The organism is Xanthomonas sp. GW (assembly GCF_014236815.1).
In the GTDB taxonomy this organism is placed as follows: Bacteria; Pseudomonadota; Gammaproteobacteria; order Xanthomonadales; family Xanthomonadaceae; genus Xanthomonas_A.
The window spans coordinates 4,221,268-4,239,593 of record NZ_CP051189.1 but is presented as its reverse complement, the minus strand read 5'-3'; the positions used below and the strand labels follow the sequence as shown (position 1 = coordinate 4,239,593).

General features: G+C 70.5%; 11 protein-coding genes. All 11 read left to right on the top strand.

The features are described 5' to 3' along the window. Positions 1–104 precede the first annotated feature (104 nt). Complete coding sequence (locus HEP73_RS18275) at positions 105–1,073, top strand: hypothetical protein (protein WP_185821020.1); 969 nt, start codon at positions 105–107, stop codon at positions 1,071–1,073. A 35-nt stretch (positions 1,074–1,108) separates the two neighbouring features. Next, positions 1,109–3,013 (top strand): glycosyltransferase family 2 protein, encoded by a 1,905-nt coding sequence (locus tag HEP73_RS18270; RefSeq protein WP_185823480.1) that lies wholly within the window; start codon positions 1,109–1,111, stop codon positions 3,011–3,013. Continuing rightward, complete coding sequence (locus HEP73_RS18265; protein WP_185821019.1) at positions 2,961–4,475, top strand: hypothetical protein; 1,515 nt, start codon at positions 2,961–2,963, stop codon at positions 4,473–4,475. Before HEP73_RS18270 ends, HEP73_RS18265 begins: the two co-directional genes overlap by 53 nt. Further along, the gene (locus HEP73_RS18260) at positions 4,457–5,446 is read left to right on the top strand and encodes a glycoside hydrolase family 113 (RefSeq protein WP_458309629.1); all 990 of its coding nucleotides are present in this window, start codon (positions 4,457–4,459) and stop codon (positions 5,444–5,446) included. The genes HEP73_RS18265 and HEP73_RS18260 overlap by 19 nt, the downstream gene beginning before the upstream one ends. A 122-nt stretch (positions 5,447–5,568) precedes the next feature. Beyond that, entirely contained in the window at positions 5,569–6,750 is a 1,182-nt protein-coding gene (gene pncB, locus HEP73_RS18255) for a nicotinate phosphoribosyltransferase (RefSeq protein WP_185821018.1), read from the top strand. Positions 6,751–6,968: 218 nt separating this feature from the next. Continuing rightward, complete coding sequence (gene bcsD, locus HEP73_RS18250) at positions 6,969–7,427, top strand: cellulose biosynthesis protein BcsD (protein ID WP_185821017.1); 459 nt, start codon at positions 6,969–6,971, stop codon at positions 7,425–7,427. A gap of 51 nt (positions 7,428–7,478) precedes the next feature. After that, on the top strand, positions 7,479–7,901 hold the full coding sequence (locus HEP73_RS18245; RefSeq protein ID WP_185821016.1) for a hypothetical protein: 423 nt from the start codon (positions 7,479–7,481) through the stop codon (positions 7,899–7,901). A gap of 96 nt (positions 7,902–7,997) precedes the next feature. Continuing rightward, positions 7,998–10,148, top strand: coding sequence for a UDP-forming cellulose synthase catalytic subunit (gene bcsA, locus HEP73_RS18240; RefSeq protein WP_185821015.1), 2,151 nt, complete (start codon positions 7,998–8,000; stop codon positions 10,146–10,148). 47 nt (positions 10,149–10,195) lie between these two features. After that, on the top strand, positions 10,196–12,511 hold the full coding sequence (gene bcsB, locus HEP73_RS18235; protein ID WP_185821014.1) for a cellulose biosynthesis cyclic di-GMP-binding regulatory protein BcsB: 2,316 nt from the start codon (positions 10,196–10,198) through the stop codon (positions 12,509–12,511). After that, positions 12,508–13,671 carry a cellulose synthase complex periplasmic endoglucanase BcsZ gene (gene bcsZ, locus HEP73_RS18230; protein ID WP_185821013.1) on the top strand — a complete coding sequence of 388 codons (1,164 nt, stop codon included), beginning with the start codon at positions 12,508–12,510 and terminating at the stop codon, positions 13,669–13,671. The genes bcsB and bcsZ overlap by 4 nt, the downstream gene beginning before the upstream one ends. After that, entirely contained in the window at positions 13,659–18,161 is a 4,503-nt protein-coding gene (locus HEP73_RS18225; RefSeq protein ID WP_185821012.1) for a cellulose synthase subunit BcsC-related outer membrane protein, read from the top strand. The genes bcsZ and HEP73_RS18225 overlap by 13 nt, the downstream gene beginning before the upstream one ends. The last annotated feature ends 165 nt before the right edge of the window (positions 18,162–18,326 follow it).

The following is an 18,326-nucleotide window of genomic DNA, read 5'->3' as shown; positions in this document are numbered from 1 at the left end:
TGATTTGAATCACATAGGAAAGGTGCTACGTTCCTGTCGCGATTCCGCTACGGAATCGTTTCCTGCTCCCTGTTCCAGGGGCCCCCCTCCAGGAAACAATTGCGATGAACCAGTCGTACGGCGAGCGTCTGCGCTCGTGGTCGCGCCTATGCGCGGCTCCCTCTTCCGTGGCCGGCGCTGGCCGCGCCCGGCACCGACCTGCCCGGCGCGCACGCAGGCTGTCGACGCTGGCGCTGGGCCTGGCCGCATTGGCGGCCGGTCCGTGTTTCGCCGGTGCCTGGGTGCAGGACGACGGCGCCGCGCTGGCGATCCTCAAGGCCAGCCATAGCGACGGCGGCGCGGTCTACAACAGCCACGGCCAGGACCAGAACTTCCCCGATGCCGGACGCAGCCGCCAGGACCAACTGAATCTCTACGCCGAGTACGGCCTGAGCGCGGACCTGACCCTGGTCGGCAACTTCTATTTCGACAAGGTCGGCTATCGCAACGACAGCGGCTACGGCAACCAGCACACCACCGGCTGGGCCGACCAGGAAGTCGGCCTGCGCTACCGCCTTGACCCGGACGGCCGCGACGGCCCCTGGCAGGGCGCGCTGCAGGTGCTGGCGCTGATCCCCGGCTACAGCCGCCAGGGCGCCGACGACCGCGACCATCCGGCGCTGGGGCAGGGCGACTACGGCGCCGAACTGCGCTACAGCGTCGGCCGCGGCTATCGGGCCGGCAACCTCGACGGCTATGTTGACCTAGGCGCGGCGGTACGCCTGCGCGGCGGCGACTCGGCCGACGAGGCGCGGGTGGACATCAGCAGCGGCCTGGCGCTGGCGCCGCGCTGGATGCTGATCGGCGAACTCAACGTGATCCAGGGGCTGGGCAACGGCAATGGTCCCAACCCGGTGTACGCGCCCGGCACCCCGATCCGCGGCAACAACTACGACCTGACCAAGCTGCAGGCCTCGCTGCTGCATACGCTGCCCGGCGGCACCCAGTTGCAGCTCGGCTACCAGCAGCCGGTGGCCGGGCGCAACACCGGCGGCGCTGGCGGCCCGTTCGTCGCCGCCTGGTGGCGGTTCTGACGGTGGCGGCGGTCAATCCTCCCGCGACGATCGGCATGGCCGGCGACGCGATCGGTCCGCTCGGCAGCGTGCCCGAGCCGCGCGGCTGGCAGAGCCCGATCGGCACTGCGCTGGTCGAAGCCGGGGTCATCGACGCGGCGCAGTTGCAGGAGGCGCTGGCGCTGCAGGCGCGCTGGCGTTCACGCCTGGGCGACGTGGTGCTGGCTCAGCGCGGGGTCACCGCGCTGCGCTTCTACACGGTGCTGTCGGCGCATTTCGGGCTGAACTTCGTCAACCTGCTGCAGCAGCCGATCGACCCCGCCCTGTTCGAACCGGCGCGGCTGGCCGACTACGCGCAGCGCCTGGTGCTGCCGTGGCGGATGGAAGAGGGCCGGCTGGTGCTGGCGGTGGCCGATCCCGGCCCGGAGACCTTCGCCTGGGCGCGCAATCAGTACGGCGCCGACGTGCGCTTCGTCGGCACCTCCAAGTTCGATGTCGTCTGGGGCCTGCAGCAGCAGGCCGATGCGCAGCTCACCCACGACGCGCTGAACCTGCTCGCCGAACACGCGCCAGAGCATTCGGCCAAGCAGGTGGTCACCCGCAAGCAGGTGGTGTCGCTGTGCACGGTGGCGGTGCTGTCGCTGCTGGCGCTGGCGATCTGGCCGGTGCCGAGCCTGATCGCGCTCAACAGCGTGGTCGGCATCGCCTTCGTGGCCACGTTCGCGCTGAAGTTCGCGCTGGCCTGGCTGGGCGCGCGGCGCCGCATCGAGATCAAGGTCACCGACGCGGAAGTGGCCGCGCTCAGCGACGAGGATCTGCCGGTGTATACGGTGCTGGTGCCGATGTACAAGGAGCCGGACGTGTTGCCGATCCTGGCCAACGCGCTGCGCCGGCTCGACTACCCGACCTCCAAGCTGGACGTGAAGCTGGTGCTGGAGGCCGACGACACCGAGACCATCGAGGCGGCCAAGGCGCTGGGCCTGGAGGCGTTCTTCGAGATCATCCGGGTGCCGCCGTCGCAGCCCAAGACCAAGCCGAAGGCGTGCAACTACGCGCTGCAGTTCGCGCGTGGGCAGATGCTCACCATCTACGACGCCGAGGACAAGCCGGAGCCGGACCAGCTCAAGCGCGCGGTCGCCGCGTTCCGCAAGTCGCCTGCCGACGTGGCCTGCATCCAGGCGCGGCTGAACTACTACAACGCCGACGAGAACTGGCTCACGCGCATGTTCACGCTGGAATACACGCTGTGGTTCGACTTCTACCTGCCGGCGCTGGAAACCCTGCGCATCCCGATCCCGCTGGGCGGCACCTCCAACCATTTCCGCCTGGACATCCTGCGCAAGGTGCGCGCCTGGGATCCGTACAACGTCACCGAGGACGCCGACCTGGGCGTGCGCCTGACCCAGCAGGGCTACCGGGTCAGCGTGGTCAACTCGACCACGTTCGAGGAAGCCAACGTCAGCATTCCCAACTGGATCCGGCAGCGCTCGCGCTGGCTCAAGGGCTACATGCAGACCTGGCTGGTGCACATGCGCGATCCGGTGCAGCTGTATCGCTCGGTCGGTTTCCGCGGCTTCTGGGGTTTCCAGTTCTTCGTCGGCGGCACCTTCTTCACCGCGCTGATCGCCCCGCCGATGTGGCTGATCTACGGCATCTGGGCGCTGACCGACACGCATGCGTTCAATCCGTTCTTCCCGCCCGCGCTGCTGTACCTGAGCCTGCTCAACCTGCTGCTGGGCAACGGCTTCCTGATCTACATGACCTTGCTGGCGGCGTTCAAGCGCGACTACTTCCGGCTGGCGCCGTACGCGCTGACCGTGCCGCTGTACTGGCTGCTGCAATCGGTTGCCGCCTACAAGGGCCTGTGGCAGCTCATCCACAATCCGTTCTACTGGGAAAAGACCACCCATGGCATCAGCAAGCACATGGCCGAAGAGCGCCGCGCCGCACTCGACGACTGACACGCCGCGGCGCCCGCGCGGCGTCGCGGTGTTCGTGGTCACCGCCGCGCTGCTGGCGCTGCTGTGCCAGCGGTTGCTCGCGCACGGCTACATGAGCGACGACGCGATGGCGCAGTACGCCAAGCTGCTGCTGTTGCGCGACGCGGCCGGTTTCCGCACCGAATACCTGGGCTTCCTGTACGCGCAGGCCTCGCTGTACCTGGGCCTGCTGATCGGCGGCGTGCCGGGGCTGTCCACGCCGTTGCTGCCGTACCTGGTGGACGTGCTGGCCGGCGCGGCGATGGTGACCCTGCTGTGGCGCGACCTCGCCGCGGGTTTGGGCCGCGCCTGGGCCTGGGGCCTGTGCGCGGCGCTGGTGCTGCAGCCGTTCTTCCTGTGGCCGACGCTGTCGGGCAACAACCAGGGCCTGGGCCTGCTGGTGTTCTACCTGACCTGCCGCGCGCTGCGCCATTTCCGCGACGATCCGGAAGCCTTCGCCTACCTGCGCCTGGCGCTGGGCCTGTGCCTGCTGTTCTTCGTCGACGAGCGCGCCTGCTTCCTGGCCGTGGCGATGGCGCCGTGGCTGGGCCTGATCGCGCCGCAGGGCATGCTGCGCCGTGCGCCGCTGTCGTTCTACCTGGTGTGCTACCTGCCGTTCCTGTTCGCGGTCGCGACCTGGATGTACCTCAACTATCTGTTCTTCGGCGATGCCTTGCTGTTCGTGCGCGACCAGCATTCGGCGTTCCGCGGCAGCTACGCGCAGGCCGCGCTGCAGCCGTGGCTGCAGCAGGCCATGGCGCGGCCGTGGTGGCCACCGCTGTACCTGGCGCTGGCCGGGCTGGTCACCACGCCGCTGCTGTTGCTGGTGCGGCGCACGCGCCTGAGCAACACCTGGCGCTGGGTGCTGGTGGCGACGGTCACCGTGATCGGCGCCGGCACGCTGGCGGCATGGGCGCGCTTCAGCGCGCAGCCGCTGGATTTCCTGGCGCTGATGGTGGTACCGGCGGCGCTGCTGCTGGGCGACCTGCGCCGCGCGTTGCGCTGGCCGGCGTTGGCGCTGCTGCTGCTGGGCGCCGTCGCCAGCGGCTGGGTCATCGCGCAGACCGCCGCCTCGACCACCCGCGACTGGGCGACGGCACTGCGCGCGCCGGTGGCGCCGCGGCATCCGGACGAAGCGCGGCTGGGCGCCTGGCTGGCCGAGGCACGGCTGCCGACCCTGCTCGACGATCGCGCCGGCTACGCGGTGATCGTGGCGCGCGGCGATGCGCAGGGCCTGATCCTGCCGTTCGACCCGCGCTTCAAGCGCGCGCTGGACGACCCGCGGCAGATGCCGGCGCAGGTGGTGGTGGCCGACCCGGCAAGCCAGGCCGGGGTCCTGGACAGCGTCAACCGGCGCCTGCCGCAGCTGTGGCGACAGGGCCTGCCGGGCTACAGTCTGGTCTACCGACAAGGGTCCTACCGGGTATGGCGTCGATCGCCTTGAGGTGGCTGCTGGGCATGTTGTTCGCGATGAGCGTGTGCGGCTGCGGCGCGGCCACGCCCGCGGCCGCGCCGTGGATGGGCGCCAACGTCAAGGTGTCGGCGCAGGCGCCGTGGGGCAGCGACGCGGCGCAGCGCTCGCTGCAGCAGTTGGCCGATGCCGGCGCGCAGCGCGCGCTGCTGGTCGCCTTCGTCTGGCAGGCCACGCCGCAGTCCGACGATCCGGTGCTGGGCAGCGACAGCAGCGTGGAGCAGGTGCGCGCCGGGCTGCGGCAGATGCGCGCGGCCGGCCTGCAGCCGGTGCTGAAGGTGCATCTGTGGATCCCCGGCCATTGGGCCGGCGACGCCGCGCCGGCCGATCGCGCGGCCTGGTTCGGCGCCTACCAGCGCGCGCTGCTGCAGCTGGCGCAGGTCGCCGCCGACGAGCGGGCCGCGGCCTTGATCGTCGGCACCGAATTGCGCGGCCTGCAGGACGCGCCGCAGTGGCCGGCGCTGGTGGCGGCGGTGCGCCAGGTCTATCGCGGTCCGCTCGGCTATGTGGCCGACGGCCTGGAGCAGGCCGAGCGGTTCGGCTACTGGGAACGCTTCGATTTCGTCGGCACCAGCCTGTATCCGGCGTTGTCGGCGGTGCCGGCGCAGCGCTTGACGCAGATGCGCGCCGCGGCGGCGCGGGTGCAGGCCTTGGGTACGCGCAGCGGACGCCCGGTGTGGGTGGCGGAACTGGGCCTGCGCTCGGCGCGCGGCAGCCTGGCCGCGCCCTGGGAGAGTCCTGAACAACGCAGCGCCGCGGTGGATACCGCGCTGCAGGCGCAGGTGCTGCAGGACTGGCGCCGCGTACTGGGCGAGCAGCGCATCGCCGGCATCGCGCTGTGGTGCTGGTACACCGATCCGGATGCCGGCGGCGCGCACGACAGCGATTTCACCGTGCAGCACAAGCCGGCGCAGGCGGTGCTGGCGCGCAGTGCTGCGCACTGACGCTTCTGTAGGAGCGGCTTCAGCCGCGACAGACATCATCCGGCAAGACCCGGTCGCGGCTGAAGCCGCTCCTACAGGGGAGAAGGCGGGAGCCGGCGGCACGCTGGGCGCATAATCGCGCGATGATTATCGATTCGCTGCTCGACACCGACCTCTACAAGTTCACGATGATGCAGGCGGTGCTGCATCAGCATCCCGGCGCGCAGGTGGAATACCGCTTCAAGTGCCGCACGCCGGGCATCGATCTGGCGCAGTTCCTGGGGCAGATCTCCGACGAGATCGACGCGCTGTGCACGCTGCGCTTTCGCGCCGAGGAACTGGACTACCTGCGCGGCCTGCGCTTCATCAAGCCGGACTTCGCCGATTTCCTCGGGCTGTTCCATCTGGACCGCAAGTACCTGCAGCTGCAGGCCTCGACCACGGTGCCGGGCGAGATCGAACTGCGCATCCGCGGGCCGTGGCTGCACACCATCCTGTTCGAGGTGCCGCTGCTGGCGATCGTCAACGAGGTCTGGTTCCGCAACAGCGGCGGCGACCATCATGCCGAGGGCCTGCGCCGGCTGCAGGCCAAGATCGCGCTGTTGCGCGACAGCAGCGGCTACGGCGGCTGCGCGATCGCGGACTACGGCACCCGCCGCCGCTATTCGCGGGCCTGGCACGGCGAGCTGTTGCCGGTGCTGCAGCAGACCCTGGGCGCGCAGTTCGTCGGCACCAGCAACGTGTATTTCGCGCATCGCTACGGGCTGACCCCGCTGGGCACGATGGCCCACGAATACCTGCAGGCGTTCCAGGCGCTGGGTCCGCGGCTGCGCGATTCGCAGGCCGCGGCGCTGGAGTCGTGGGCGCGCGAATACCGCGGCGACCTCGGCATCGCCCTGTCCGACGTGGTCGGGCTGGACGCCTTCCTGCGCGATTTCGATCCCTACTTCTGCAAGCTGTTCGACGGCATGCGCCACGATTCCGGCGACCCGTTCGAATGGGGCGAGCGCGTGCTGGCGCACCTGCAGCGGCAGCGGGTGGACCCGCGCGGCAAGGTCCTGGTGTTCAGCGACGGCCTGGACATCGACAAGGTGATGCGGCTGTACGCGCATTTCCAGGGCCGCTGCATGCTCGCCTTCGGCGTCGGCACCAATCTCACCAACGACCTGGGGCCGGCCCCGCTGCAGATCGTGATCAAGATGGTCCGCTGCAACGGCCAGCCGGTGGCCAAGCTCAGCGACTCGCCAGGCAAGAACCTGTGCGACGACCCGGCGTACCTGGCCTATCTGCGCCAGGTCTTTGACGTGGCCGCCGATCCCGCATAGTGGGACGTGTGCCTGCCTCGCTGCGGCCGGTTGCGACGAAAATGGCAGCGAGGATTCGGTTGTAGGGACTTTGCTGTGGCGCAGCAGTGGGCTACCATTGGCGCTGAAAGTGAGAACTGTGTCGCATTAGTGGCAGCGGCTGCCATCTTGGCATCGTGCTTGCTGGATACCCTTGCCAGGCGCTCGTCGCGTCATTTTTCCATCAGAGGCAGCACCGAATGAGCTCTCCCGAGCTGCAGACGCATTTCCGCACCCAGGCCTGTTCGCGGCAGTGGCGCGGCTTTCTGCGCGCCTTGGCCCAGGAGTTCGCGGCGGAGCTGTCGACGGAGGACCTGGGGTTGCTGATGGCGCGGATCGGGCGTCGCTTCGCCGGCGAGCATCCGATCGGGGCCTGCGCCACGCTGGACGAGCTGCAGGCCGGGGTCAACCGGGTCTGGGACCGCATGGAGTGGGGATATGCGCGCTTCGAGGAGCAGGCCGACCGGGTCGACCTGGCCCACGTCGGCTCGCCGTTGCAGATCGCCCTGGCCGGGGAGACGGCCGGAGCGGATGGATTCCTGGAAGGGGTGTACCACGCTTGGTTCGAGCAGGCCGGCATGTTGGCGGGTCTGGGGATCCGCGCAGTGCCGGCCGTCGAAGAGGATGTCCGTCGTTTCGTGCTGTGCCGGGTCGCCTGAGCGGGCCATCCGATTCCACCGGCTACAAAAAATCATCTTAGGGGGTGATCGATGTCCAAGAAAACCGACCATGCGGGCGCCGATGCGGCCGACGACATTTCCAGCCTGTTCGCCAAGCTCGGCAGCCAGGGCGCCAGTGCGTACCAGGATTTTTCCGGGGCGCGGCTGAGCGCGCCGGAGCCTGCCGCCGCCGAACCGCCAGCCGCGGCGGTGTTGCCGCCTGCCGCTGCACCGGCGCCGACGCTGTCGGTGGTGCGTGCGCCGGCCGAGCCCAGGCTGGCGGCAGCGCCTCCCGCCGTCCGGCCGCTCGCGGCCGAGCCGGCGCGCGCGCCGCTGGCCAAGCCCGCACTGCCGGAGGCGGCGCCGGCCAGCGCGGCCACGCCGCTGACCCGGTTGTTCCAGCGCCTGCTCGACAGCGACAGCGCGCGCGCAGCGGCGCCCGATAGCCCGCTCAAGCGTTTCCAGAACCGCTGACCCGCGCGCGGCCGCTGCGCCGCGCATCGTCGTCCTGTCGCCGCGCGGAGGGGAAAACGCGCGCCGGCTTCGCCCCCTTTTCGTTAGGAATCGCTGATGAGCGCTGCGTCCGCATCGCGTACCGGTCAACCCATGCACACACTGGCCACCTGGTCGCTGTGGGCGCTGGGCGCCTTGTTGTTGGTGTTCGTGGTCGCCATTCCGATGGACGTGCCGCAGCAGATGCTGTTCTCGCTGGTGGTGTTCGCCGCGGCGATGCTGTTGCGCCGCAGCGGCAGCCGGCTCGCCGTGCTGGTGATGATGTCGCTGTCGCTGGCGATGTCCTCGCGCTACATCTGGTGGCGCATCACCCAGACCATGGGCGTGAGCAGCGTGGTCGATCTGAGCCTCGGCCTGGGCCTGCTGCTGGCCGAGGTGTATGCCTTCACGATCCTGGTGCTGGGCTATTTCCAGGTGCTGTGGCCGCTCAACCGGCGCCCGGTGCCGTTGCCCGCCGACCAGAGCCAATGGCCGACGGTGGACCTGTTCATTCCCACCTACAACGAGCCGCTGTCGGTGGTGCGCTCCACCATCCTGGCCGCCAGCGTGATGGACTGGCCGGCGGACAAGCTCAACATCTACCTGCTCGACGACGGCCGCCGCGAGGAGTTCCGCGAGTTCTGCGTGCAGGCCGGCATCCACTACGTCACCCGCACCAACAACTTCCACGCCAAGGCCGGCAACATCAACGCCGCGCTGAAGAAGTCCAGCGGCGAGTACGTGGCGATCTTCGATTGCGACCACATCCCCACCCGCTCGTTCCTGCAGGTGGCGATGGGCTGGTTCCTGCGCGACCGCATGCTGGCGGTGGTGCAGATGCCGCATTACTTCTTCTCCGCCGATCCGTTCGAGCGCAATCTCGGCAACCACGGCAAGGTGCCCAACGAGGGCGAGCTGTTCTACGGCCTGCTGCAGGACGGCAACGACCAGTGGGACGCGACCTTCTTCTGCGGTTCGTGCGCGGTGATCAAGCGCAAGCCGCTGGAGGAAATCGGCGGGGTGGCGGTGGAAACCGTCACCGAGGATGCGCACACCGCGCTGAAGCTGCATCGGCGCGGCTACCGCAGCGCCTACATCACCGTGCCGCAGGCCGCCGGCCTGGCTACCGAGAGCCTGTCCGGCCACGTCGCCCAGCGCATCCGCTGGGCGCGCGGCATGGCGCAGATCGCGCGGCTGGACAACCCGCTGCTCGGCAAGGGCCTGCGCCTGTCGCAGCGGCTGTGCTACGCCAACGCGATGCTGCACTTCTTCTACGGGCTGCCGCGCATCATCTACCTGACCGCGCCGCTGGCCTTCCTGTTCTTCGGCGCGCACGTGATCCACGCCTCGGCGCTGATGATCCTGGCCTACGCGTTGCCGCACATCATGCAGGCCAACCTGACCAACCTGCGCACCCAGGGCAAGTTCCGCCATCTGCTGTGGAACGAGGTCTACGAGACCACGCTGGCCTGGTACATCCTGCGCCCGACGCTGGTGGCGCTGTTCAATCCCAAGCTCGGCAAGTTCAACGTCACCCCCAAGGGCGGCCTGGTCACGCGCAGCTATTTCGACCGGCAGATCGCCAAGCCCTACCTGTTCCTGCTGGTGCTGAACCTGGCCGGCCTGGCCGCCGGGGCGCTGCGCCTGGTCTACACCGACGCCACCGGCGAAGCGCAGACGATCTGGTTCAACCTGGTCTGGACCGTCTACAACGTGCTGCTGCTCGGCGCCACCATCGCCACCGCCAGCGAGATGCGCCAGGTGCGCCGCTCGCACCGCGTGCCGCTGGACATCCCGGCCACGCTGTACCTGCCCGACGGCGAGGAACTGGCCTGCCGCACGGTCAACTTCTCTACCGGCGGCATGGCCTTGAACCTGGTCGAGGCGTCGCCGGTGGAGCCGGACATGCTGGTCGACGTGGGCCTGTCGCATCGCAACGTCGAACGGCGCCTGCCGGCGATCGTGCGCCACGACCGCGACGGGCACATCAGCGTGCAGTTCCGCGCCATGTCGATCGAGCAGGAGCGCTGGCTGGTCGCCTGCACCTTCGCCCGCGCCGACATCTGGGTGTCGCAGTGGGGCCGCCACGACCGCGACAATTTCTGGAAATCGATGGGCCAGGTGTTCGCGGCGAGCATGCGCGGCTTCCAGCGCCTGGGCCAGCATGTCGGCGACAGCGTACGCGGCGGTTTCCGTTCGCGTCCGGCCGGCGAGGAATCCGCGCCGTGAGCCGCGTTTCCCCGTCTTTCCTCTCCTCTTTCTTCCGGTTTCCCTCGATGCGTCTACCTGCCTTGGCTGCATGCTGCCTCACCATCCTGTCCGGCCTGGCGCTGGCGCAGGAGCCGACGCTTCCCGCCACTCCGGCGGCGCCGGCCACCGCCGGCGCGGCCGCTGCGCCGCTGCCGGCAGCGCCGGCGCCCGCCGCGCCGACGCTGGGCGTGCAGGAGCGCTCGGCGACGCTGAAGCAGCTCGGCATGGACTACGAGATCACCCTGCGCGGCATCCAGGGCAGCGCCGGCGTGTCGTTCAGCGCGCGCACCGACGAGGTGGTCGAGGCGGCGACGCTGCACCTGAGCTACAGCTACTCGCCGGCGCTGCTGCCGGAGCTGTCGCACCTGAAGGTCACCGTCAACGGCGTCACCGTGGCGACCCTGCCGGTGACCCGCGAGAACGCCGGCAAGCTGCAGCAGACCGACGTGCCGATCGATCCGCGCCTGGTCAGCGACTACAACCAGCTCAACCTGCAGCTGATCGGGCACTACACCCGCGAATGCGAGGATCCCGACCACACCAGCCTGTGGGCCAACATCGACCCGGCCACGCGGCTGTCGCTGAGCACCACGCCGCTGGTGCTGGCCAACGACCTGGCGCTGCTGCCGGTGCCGTTCTACGACAAGCGCGACACGCGCCGGCTGGAACTGCCGTTCGTGTTCCCGCAGCGTCCGGACCTGGCCACGCTGCGCAGCGCCGGCATCGTGTCCTCGTGGTTCGGCGCGCAGGCCGGCTACCGCGGCGCGGTGTTCAACGTCTCCATCGGCGACGTGCCGGCGACCGGCAACGCGGTGCTGTTCGCCACCCCGAACACGCTGCCGGCCGAACTGGCGACCGCCGAGAACGGCCTGGGCGAGATCGCCGGCCCGACCCTGGCGGTGGTTTCCAATCCGCGCGATCCGGCCGGCAAGCTGCTGCTGGTGCTCGGCCGCAACGACAACGACCTGCAGCAGGCCGCCACCGCGCTGGCGCTGGGCACGCCGTTCAACGGTGCCGTGGCCAGGATCGGCGAGCTCAAGCAGGCGCAGCCGCGCAAGCCCTACGATGCGCCGAACTGGATTTCCAGCGATGGCCCGGTGCGCTTCGCCGACCTGGTCGCGCAGACCTCGCAGCTCAATGTCAGCGGCTACCATCCGGACCTGATCCGGGTCGGCCTGCAGCTGCCGCCGGACCTGTTCGTGTGGCAGCGCGACGGCATCCCGGTCAACCTGCGCTACCGCTACACGGTGCCGGACGTGCGCAACAAGTCCGCGCTCAACGTCAGCATCAACGATGCCTTCGTCACCACGCTGCCGCTGAGCGGGCGCCCGTACGCCGAATCGCTGCCGCTGCAGTGGTGGCACGATCTCAAGGCCAAGGGCGCGATGCCGGTGGAGCAGAAACTGCTGCTGCCGACCGGCCCGTTCTCGGCCAACAGCCAGCTGCGCTTCCACTTCTTCTTCGACCGCCCGCAGGCCGGCGAATGCAAGAACACCTTCCCCGACGTGTCCGGCGCGATCGACGCCGATTCGAGCGTGGACCTGAGTTCGTTCCACCACTACATGGCGATGCCGAACCTGGCCGCGTTCGGCAATGCCGGCTATCCGTTCACGCGCCTGGCCGACCTGTCCGAATCCACCATCGTGGTGCCGGACGAAGCCAGCGACCAGGACGTGTCCAACCTGCTGACCCTGCTCGGCAAGCTCGGCGCGTCCACCGGCTATCCGGCGCTGCGCGCCACCCTGATCCATGCCGGCGAAGTGGACCAGCACGCCGACAGCGACCTGCTGGTGTTCGGCTCCTCGCGCTCGCAGCCGCTGTTCCAGCGCTGGAGCGAGCACCTGCCGATCGGCGACGGCGCCACCGGCCGGCGCTTCTCGATGACCGACTGGGTGATGGACAAGCTGCCCGGCTTCCTGTCCTTCGATGCGCGCCGCACCGACCTGCCGACCACCGCCGAAGTGGCGGTGAAGCCGGCCCCGGGCGACGTGGTGCTGATGGGCTTCGAGTCGCCGCTCAAGCCCGGGCGCAGCGTGGTCGCGCTGCTGGCCGAGGATCCGGCCAGCGTCGGCCAGTTGTTCGACGCCTGGTTCGAGCCAGCCACGCTGAAGGATTTCCAGGGCAGCGTGGTGTTGCTGCAGCAGGGCAAGATCCGCAGCCTGGCCGGCAACCAGTCCTATTACGTCGGCCACCTGCCGCTGCCGACCTGGGCGCGCTGGTACTTCTCGCAGCATCCGCTGCTGCTCGGCCTGGCGGTGGTGCTGCTGAGCCTGCTGCTGGCGCTGGCCGCACGCGTGGTGCTGCGCCGGCATTCGGCGCAACGGTTGCGGGAAGGGCAATGACCCCGCACGCGCGACAGCGCCGCCGCGTGCTCGGCGGCGCGCTCGCCGCGGGCGCTGCGGCGCTGCTGCCATCGCTGCCGGCCAGCGCCGCGGCGGCGGCCTGCGCGCCGTGGCGCGAGTGGACCGGCTTCGTCGCCAAGCACATCGACGCCAGCGGGCGGGTGATCGATTTCAGCAACGCCGACCAGCGCAGCACCTCCGAAGGCCAGTCCTATGCGCTGTTCTTCGCGCTGGTCGCCAACGACCAGGTGCTGTTCGACCGGCTGCTCGGCTGGACCCGGCACAACCTCAGCGGCGGTCGCCCGCAACAGGTGCTGCCGGCCTGGCTGTGGGGCCGCGCCGGCGACGGTAGCTGGCGCGTGCTCGACGACAACACCGCCAGCGATGCCGACCTGTGGATCGCCTACGCGCTGCTTGAGGCCGGGCGCCTGTGGAAGCGTCCCGGCTACACCCAGGCCGGCATGCAGATGCTGGCGCTGGTGCGGCGCCACGAACTGGCCGAATTGCCCGGCTTCGGCGGCATGCTGTTGCCGGCGATGCAGGGCTTCGCCAAGCCGCCGCGCTGGACGCTCAATCCCAGCTACATGCCGATCCAACTGCTGCGCCGTTTCGCCGCCGCCGATCCGAAAGGGCCGTGGGCCGGACTGGCGCAGCGCAGCGCGCGCCTGCTGCGCGACAGCGCGCCGGTCGGGTTCGCCCCGGACTGGATCGGCTGGGATGGCCGCGCGTTCGCGGTCGATCCGGGCAAGGGCGCGCTGGGCAGCTACGACGCGGTCCGCGTGTACCTGTGGGCCGGCATGCTCGATGCCGGCGAACCGCTGCGCAATGCCCTGCTCGAGGACCTGTCCGGTCCGCTGCAGCAGTTGCAGGCGCAGGGCCATTTCAGCGAGAAGGTGGACACGCGCCTGGGCGTCGGCAGCGGCACCGCGCCGCCGGGCTTCGCCGCCGCGCTGCTGCCGTACCTGAGCGCGCTGCGGCAACCGCTGCTGCTGAAGGCGCAGGCACAACTGATTCCCGCGCCCGGCGATGCCGCCGCGGCGAAACTTCCCTATTACGATCGGGTGCTGGTCCTGTTCGGGCGCGGCTGGCTCGATAACCGCTATCGCTTTTCCGCAGACGGCCTGCTGCAGCCCGCCTGGAGAACCCAATGTTCCGCATGAAACTCAAGCCTCTCTACCTGGCCGGCATGATCGACCTGTGCCTGCTCGCCGGCAACGCGCACGCGCAAACCGGCAACGCCACCCAGCAACTGGTCAGCCAGGGCAACTACTGGCACGACCAGGGCCGCGACGATCTCGCCGCCGATACATGGCGCAAGCTGCTGCGGGTCGACCCGAACCAGCCCGATGCGCTGCTCGGCCTGGCCCAGATCGACCTGGCGCAGGGCCGCCAGGGCGAGGCGCGCAAGCGCCTGCAGCAGTTGCAGAACACCCATCCGCAGGCGCCGCAGACGCAGCGCCTGAGCCAGGCGATCGGCGGCACCGGCGACAGCGCCAACCTGCGCAACGCGCGCCGCGCCGCCTCGGCCGGCCGCTACGTGGAAGCGGTGCGCGAGTACCAGGCGCTGTTCGACGGCAAGGCGCCGCCGGATCACCTGGCGCTGGAGTACTACCAGGCCCTGGCCGGCACCCCGCAAGGCTGGGACGGCGCCCGCGACGGCCTGCGCCGCCTGGCCGCCGCACAGCCCAACAACGGCGCGGCGGCACTGGCGCTGGCGCAGGTGCTGACCTACCGCGAACCGTCGCGGCGCGAAGGCATCGCCCAACTCGGCGCGATGAGCAAGCGTCCCGATGTCGGCGGCCCGGCCCGCGCCGCCTGGCGCCAGGCGCTGCTGTGGCTCAATGCCGGCAACGCCGACGCGCCGCTGTACCAGGCGTTCCTGGCGGCCAATCCGAACGATGCCGAGGTCGCCGCCAAGGCCACCAAGCTGGGCGAGCAGCGTGCCGCGCAGGCCGGCGATCCGGCCGGCGAACAACTCGGCGAGGCGTTCAAGGCGCTCAACGCCGGCAACCTGGCGGTGGCCGAGCAGCGCTTCACCCAGGTGCTGCGCGCGCGTCCGCGCGATGCCGACGCGCTCGGCGGCCTGGGCTCGGTGCGCCTGCGCCAGCAACGCTTCGGCGAGGCGCAGGAATTGCTGCGTCCGGCCGCGGCCGGCAACGGCAAGTGGCGTTCGGCGCTGGACAGCGCGCGCTATTGGCTGCAACTGCAGCAGGCGCAGGCCGCGCGTGGCCGCGGCGACAGCGACGAAGCGCTGCGCCTGATCCAGCAGTCGCTCAAATTGCAGCCCAACGAAGCCACCGGCTACGTGCTGCTCGGCGACCTGCAGGCGGCCAGCGATGCGGCCGCGGCCGAGCGCAGCTATCGCCAGGCGCTGGCGCTGAGCGCCGACAATGCCGGCGCGCTGCAGGGCCTGATCGGCCTGTACAGCCGCCAGGGCCGCGCCGACGAGGCCACCGCCCTGTTCGCCAAGCTCAGCCCGGCGCAGCGCGAGAAGGCCGGCGGCGAAACCACGCTGCGCTCCAACGTGCAGCGCGCCCGCGCCAAGCAGGCGCTGGAGGCCGGCGACACGGTCTCGGCGCAGAGCGAACTGGAAGCGGCGATGGTCGAGCGTCCCGGCGATCCGTGGGTGCGGCTGGACCTGGCGCGGCTGTACCAGCAGGCCGGGCGCCCGGACCAGGCGCGCAGCGTGATGGACGGCCTGCTCGCGGTGCATGGCGACATGCCCGAGGCGCTGTACGCCAATGCGTTGCTGGCGCAGGAACGCGGCGACTGGGCCAGCGCCTACGCCAGCCTGGAACGCATTCCCGGCGCGGCGCGGACCGCGGAAATGAGCGCGCTGCGCAACACCGCCTGGGTCGAACAGCAGGCCGCGCAGGCGCGGCTGCTGCAACAGCAGGGCCGCGCCGGCGAGGCGCAGCTGCTGCTGGCGCGCACCGAGGCCGCGCTCGGCGGTGCGCTGGAACAGCCGGCGCTGCTGGCGTCGATGGCCGGCGCCTATGCCGACATCGGCAGCAACCAGCGCGCGCTGACCCTGGCGCAGCGCCTGGTCGCGCAGAACCCCAATACCGAGGCGCGGCTGCAGTACGCCAGCGTGCTGCTGCGCGCGCAGCAGGACGCCGAACTGGCGGCCACGCTGCGCCAGTTGCGCGACACCGACATGAACGCCGAACAGCAGCGCCGCTACCAGGCGCTGCGCAGCGGCTATACGCTGCGCCAGGTGGATGCGCTGCGCGAACTGGGCAACCTGGAAGCGGCCTACGACGCGCTGGCGCCGCTGCTGGCGCAGCAGAACCAGGATCCGAAGGCGGTGGCGGCGCTGGCGCGGCTGTACGCCGGTGCCGGCGACCAGCGCCAGGCGCTGGTGCTGTACCAGCAGCAGCTGCAGCAATCGCCCAACGACCTGGACACGCTGATCGCCGCGGCCAACACCGCCGCCGCACTGCGCGACCTGGACAGCGCCGAGGACTATCTGCAGCGTGCGCTGGCGCAGGCGCCGGATTCGCCGGCGGTGTTGAGCGCCGCCGGTCGCGTGTACCGCAGCGCCGGCAAGAGCCGCAAGGCCGAGAGCTATTTCCGCGCCGCGCTGGCGGCGCAAGCGCGCGAGGCCGGCCAGCACGACAACGGCCTGCCGACCGCCAACGGGCCGGCGTCCTTCGCCGGCGCCGGGCGCCCGCTGAACCCGTTCGCCGGCATGAGCGGACGCATGCCGCGCAGCCCGGCGGTGGTCTCCGACAGCCTCGGCGGCGGCTATCCGGCGCCGGCCTATGCGGCGGCCGGCCAGGCGCCGCTCCCGGCGATGCCGGCCGGTGCCGGCGCGGCTTACGCCAGCGGCGACGACCTGCCGCCGCCGGCCACCGCCAGCGCGGCCGGCGGCGTGCAGTTGGCGGCGCTGCCGGTGCCGGGCCAGCGCGCGCCGGCCGCGGCCAGCCTGGCCCCGTCCTACTATCCCGACGACCGCGTCGCCACCACCGGCAGCGCGCGCCAGGCGCAGGCGCTGGCGACCCCGGCGCGCACCGGCACGGTGCTCGACGAACTGCGCGAAGTGCAGTCGGAGAACAGCGACAGCCTGGCCGCCGGCGCCACCTACCGTGCGCGCGACGGCGAGGCCGGACTGGGCAAGTTGAACGATCTGGAAGTGCCGCTGCACGGCGAATTCGCGGTCGGCGAAGGCAAGCTCAGCGTCGATGTCACTCCGACCCTGCTCGACGCCGGCACGCTCGACACCGCCTATTCCACCGCCAGCCGTTTCGGCGCCGGCCCGACCGCGGCGATGGGCGATGCGCTGGCCGCCGATCGCACTCCGATCAACGAGCTGATCGGCAGCGATCTGTACCAGTTGCTGCTCACCGAGGGCGACACCAACGCCACCCGCAACGCGCTGCGCACCTACGCGGTGAACACCGGCCTGTACAACGAGCTGTACAACGACACCGACGCCACCTTGACCAACGCGCAGCGCGAAGCCGCGGCACTGCAGGCGCTATACGCCGAGCCGCTGTCGGCGTTCCTGCTCGGCAACGTCGCCGCGGACGTGTCGATCAGCACCCTGGCCAGCGCCATCCTCGGCGACGCCTCGCGCAGCGCCGATCTCAGCGCGGCCGACATCGCCCGCTTCCAGGCGCTGGCTGCCAACACCACCGCGGCCAGCCTGACCCCGGCCGGCTTCAGCCAGGCGCTGTACACGATGGCGGCCAACGGCTCGGCCTCGCGGCGCATGGGCCAGGACGCCAGCGGCGTCGGCGTGTCGGTGAAGTACAAGCACGGCGGCTTCGCGGCCGACCTCGGCAGCACCCCGGTCGGCTTCCCCGAGCAGCGCATCGTCGGCGGCGTCGGCTACCGCGGCCAGATCGGCGAGAACCTGACCTACTCGGGCCAGGCATTCCGGCGCGCGGTCAGCGACAGCCTGCTGTCCTTCGCCGGCGTCGACGACGGCCGCGCGGGACTCAGCTGGGGCGGGGTGACCAGCAACGGCGTGCGCCTGTCGGCCACGCTCGACAACGGCCTGCTCGGCGGCTACGCCAACCTGACCGCCGATCGCCTGGTCGGCCACAACGTCGCCGACAACGACCACCGCCAGGTGGACCTGGGCGTGTACGTGCACGCGCTGGAGACCGAGAACCAGTCGCTGACCGCCGGCCTCAACCTGACCGCGATGCAGTACGACAAGAACCTGAGCGGCTACACCTACGGCCAGGGCGGCTACTTCAGCCCGCAGGACTACGTCGATCTCGGCTTCCCGGTGCACTGGAGCGGGCGTTCGTCCGGGCGCAAGGTCAACTGGAGCGTGGACGCCAGCGTCGGCGTGCAGCATTTCCGCAGCGACGACAGCAACTACTTCCCGACCAGCGCGCAGATGCAGCAGGACGCCTACGACGCCGCATCGCTGGCCGCGCTGCTGGGCCTGGTGAACACCTACACCGCGCCGGTCTACGCCGGGCAGAGCAAGACCGGCGTGTCCTACAACGTCGCTGGCGCGGCCGAGTGGCAACTGGCCCCGCAGCTGTTCCTGGGCGGGCGGCTGATCTTCAACAACGCCCGCGACTACAACCAGTTCAGCACCAACCTCTACGTGCGCTTCGTGCTCGACCGGCTCGGCGCCGGCCTCGGCCGCCGCCCGCAGGTGCTGGCCTCGCCGTACGTGGGCGAGTAGGGCAGGAGCGCGCTGCCTGCGTCGCGCCCGAGGTCGCTCGCGCAGGGGCTCGCGGCCAGTGGCCGCAGACCCTGCGGGAGGGCTGCGGCCCCGACGCCTGCGCCAGACAGCGGCCTTGCTTCGGCACCCCGAAGCAAGGCCGCTGGGTTCGAAGCTGAGCGTCTG

Bases quoted from the DNA above. Each gene is read 5' to 3' on its own strand.
- HEP73_RS18275 (WP_185821020.1), top strand. From the start codon at position 105: ATGAACCAGTCGTACGGCGAGCGTCTGCGCTCGTGGTCGCGCCTATGC.
- HEP73_RS18270 (WP_185823480.1), top strand. From the start codon at position 1,109: ATGGCCGGCGACGCGATCGGTCCGCTCGGCAGCGTGCCCGAGCCGCGC.
- HEP73_RS18265 (WP_185821019.1), top strand. From the start codon at position 2,961: ATGGCATCAGCAAGCACATGGCCGAAGAGCGCCGCGCCGCACTCGACG.
- HEP73_RS18260 (WP_458309629.1), top strand. From the start codon at position 4,457: ATGGCGTCGATCGCCTTGAGGTGGCTGCTGGGCATGTTGTTCGCGATG.
- pncB (WP_185821018.1), top strand. From the start codon at position 5,569: ATGATTATCGATTCGCTGCTCGACACCGACCTCTACAAGTTCACGATG.
- bcsD (WP_185821017.1), top strand. From the start codon at position 6,969: ATGAGCTCTCCCGAGCTGCAGACGCATTTCCGCACCCAGGCCTGTTCG.
- HEP73_RS18245 (WP_185821016.1), top strand. From the start codon at position 7,479: ATGTCCAAGAAAACCGACCATGCGGGCGCCGATGCGGCCGACGACATT.
- bcsA (WP_185821015.1), top strand. From the start codon at position 7,998: ATGAGCGCTGCGTCCGCATCGCGTACCGGTCAACCCATGCACACACTG.
- bcsB (WP_185821014.1), top strand. From the start codon at position 10,196: ATGCGTCTACCTGCCTTGGCTGCATGCTGCCTCACCATCCTGTCCGGC.
- bcsZ (WP_185821013.1), top strand. From the start codon at position 12,508: ATGACCCCGCACGCGCGACAGCGCCGCCGCGTGCTCGGCGGCGCGCTC.
- HEP73_RS18225 (WP_185821012.1), top strand. From the start codon at position 13,659: ATGTTCCGCATGAAACTCAAGCCTCTCTACCTGGCCGGCATGATCGAC.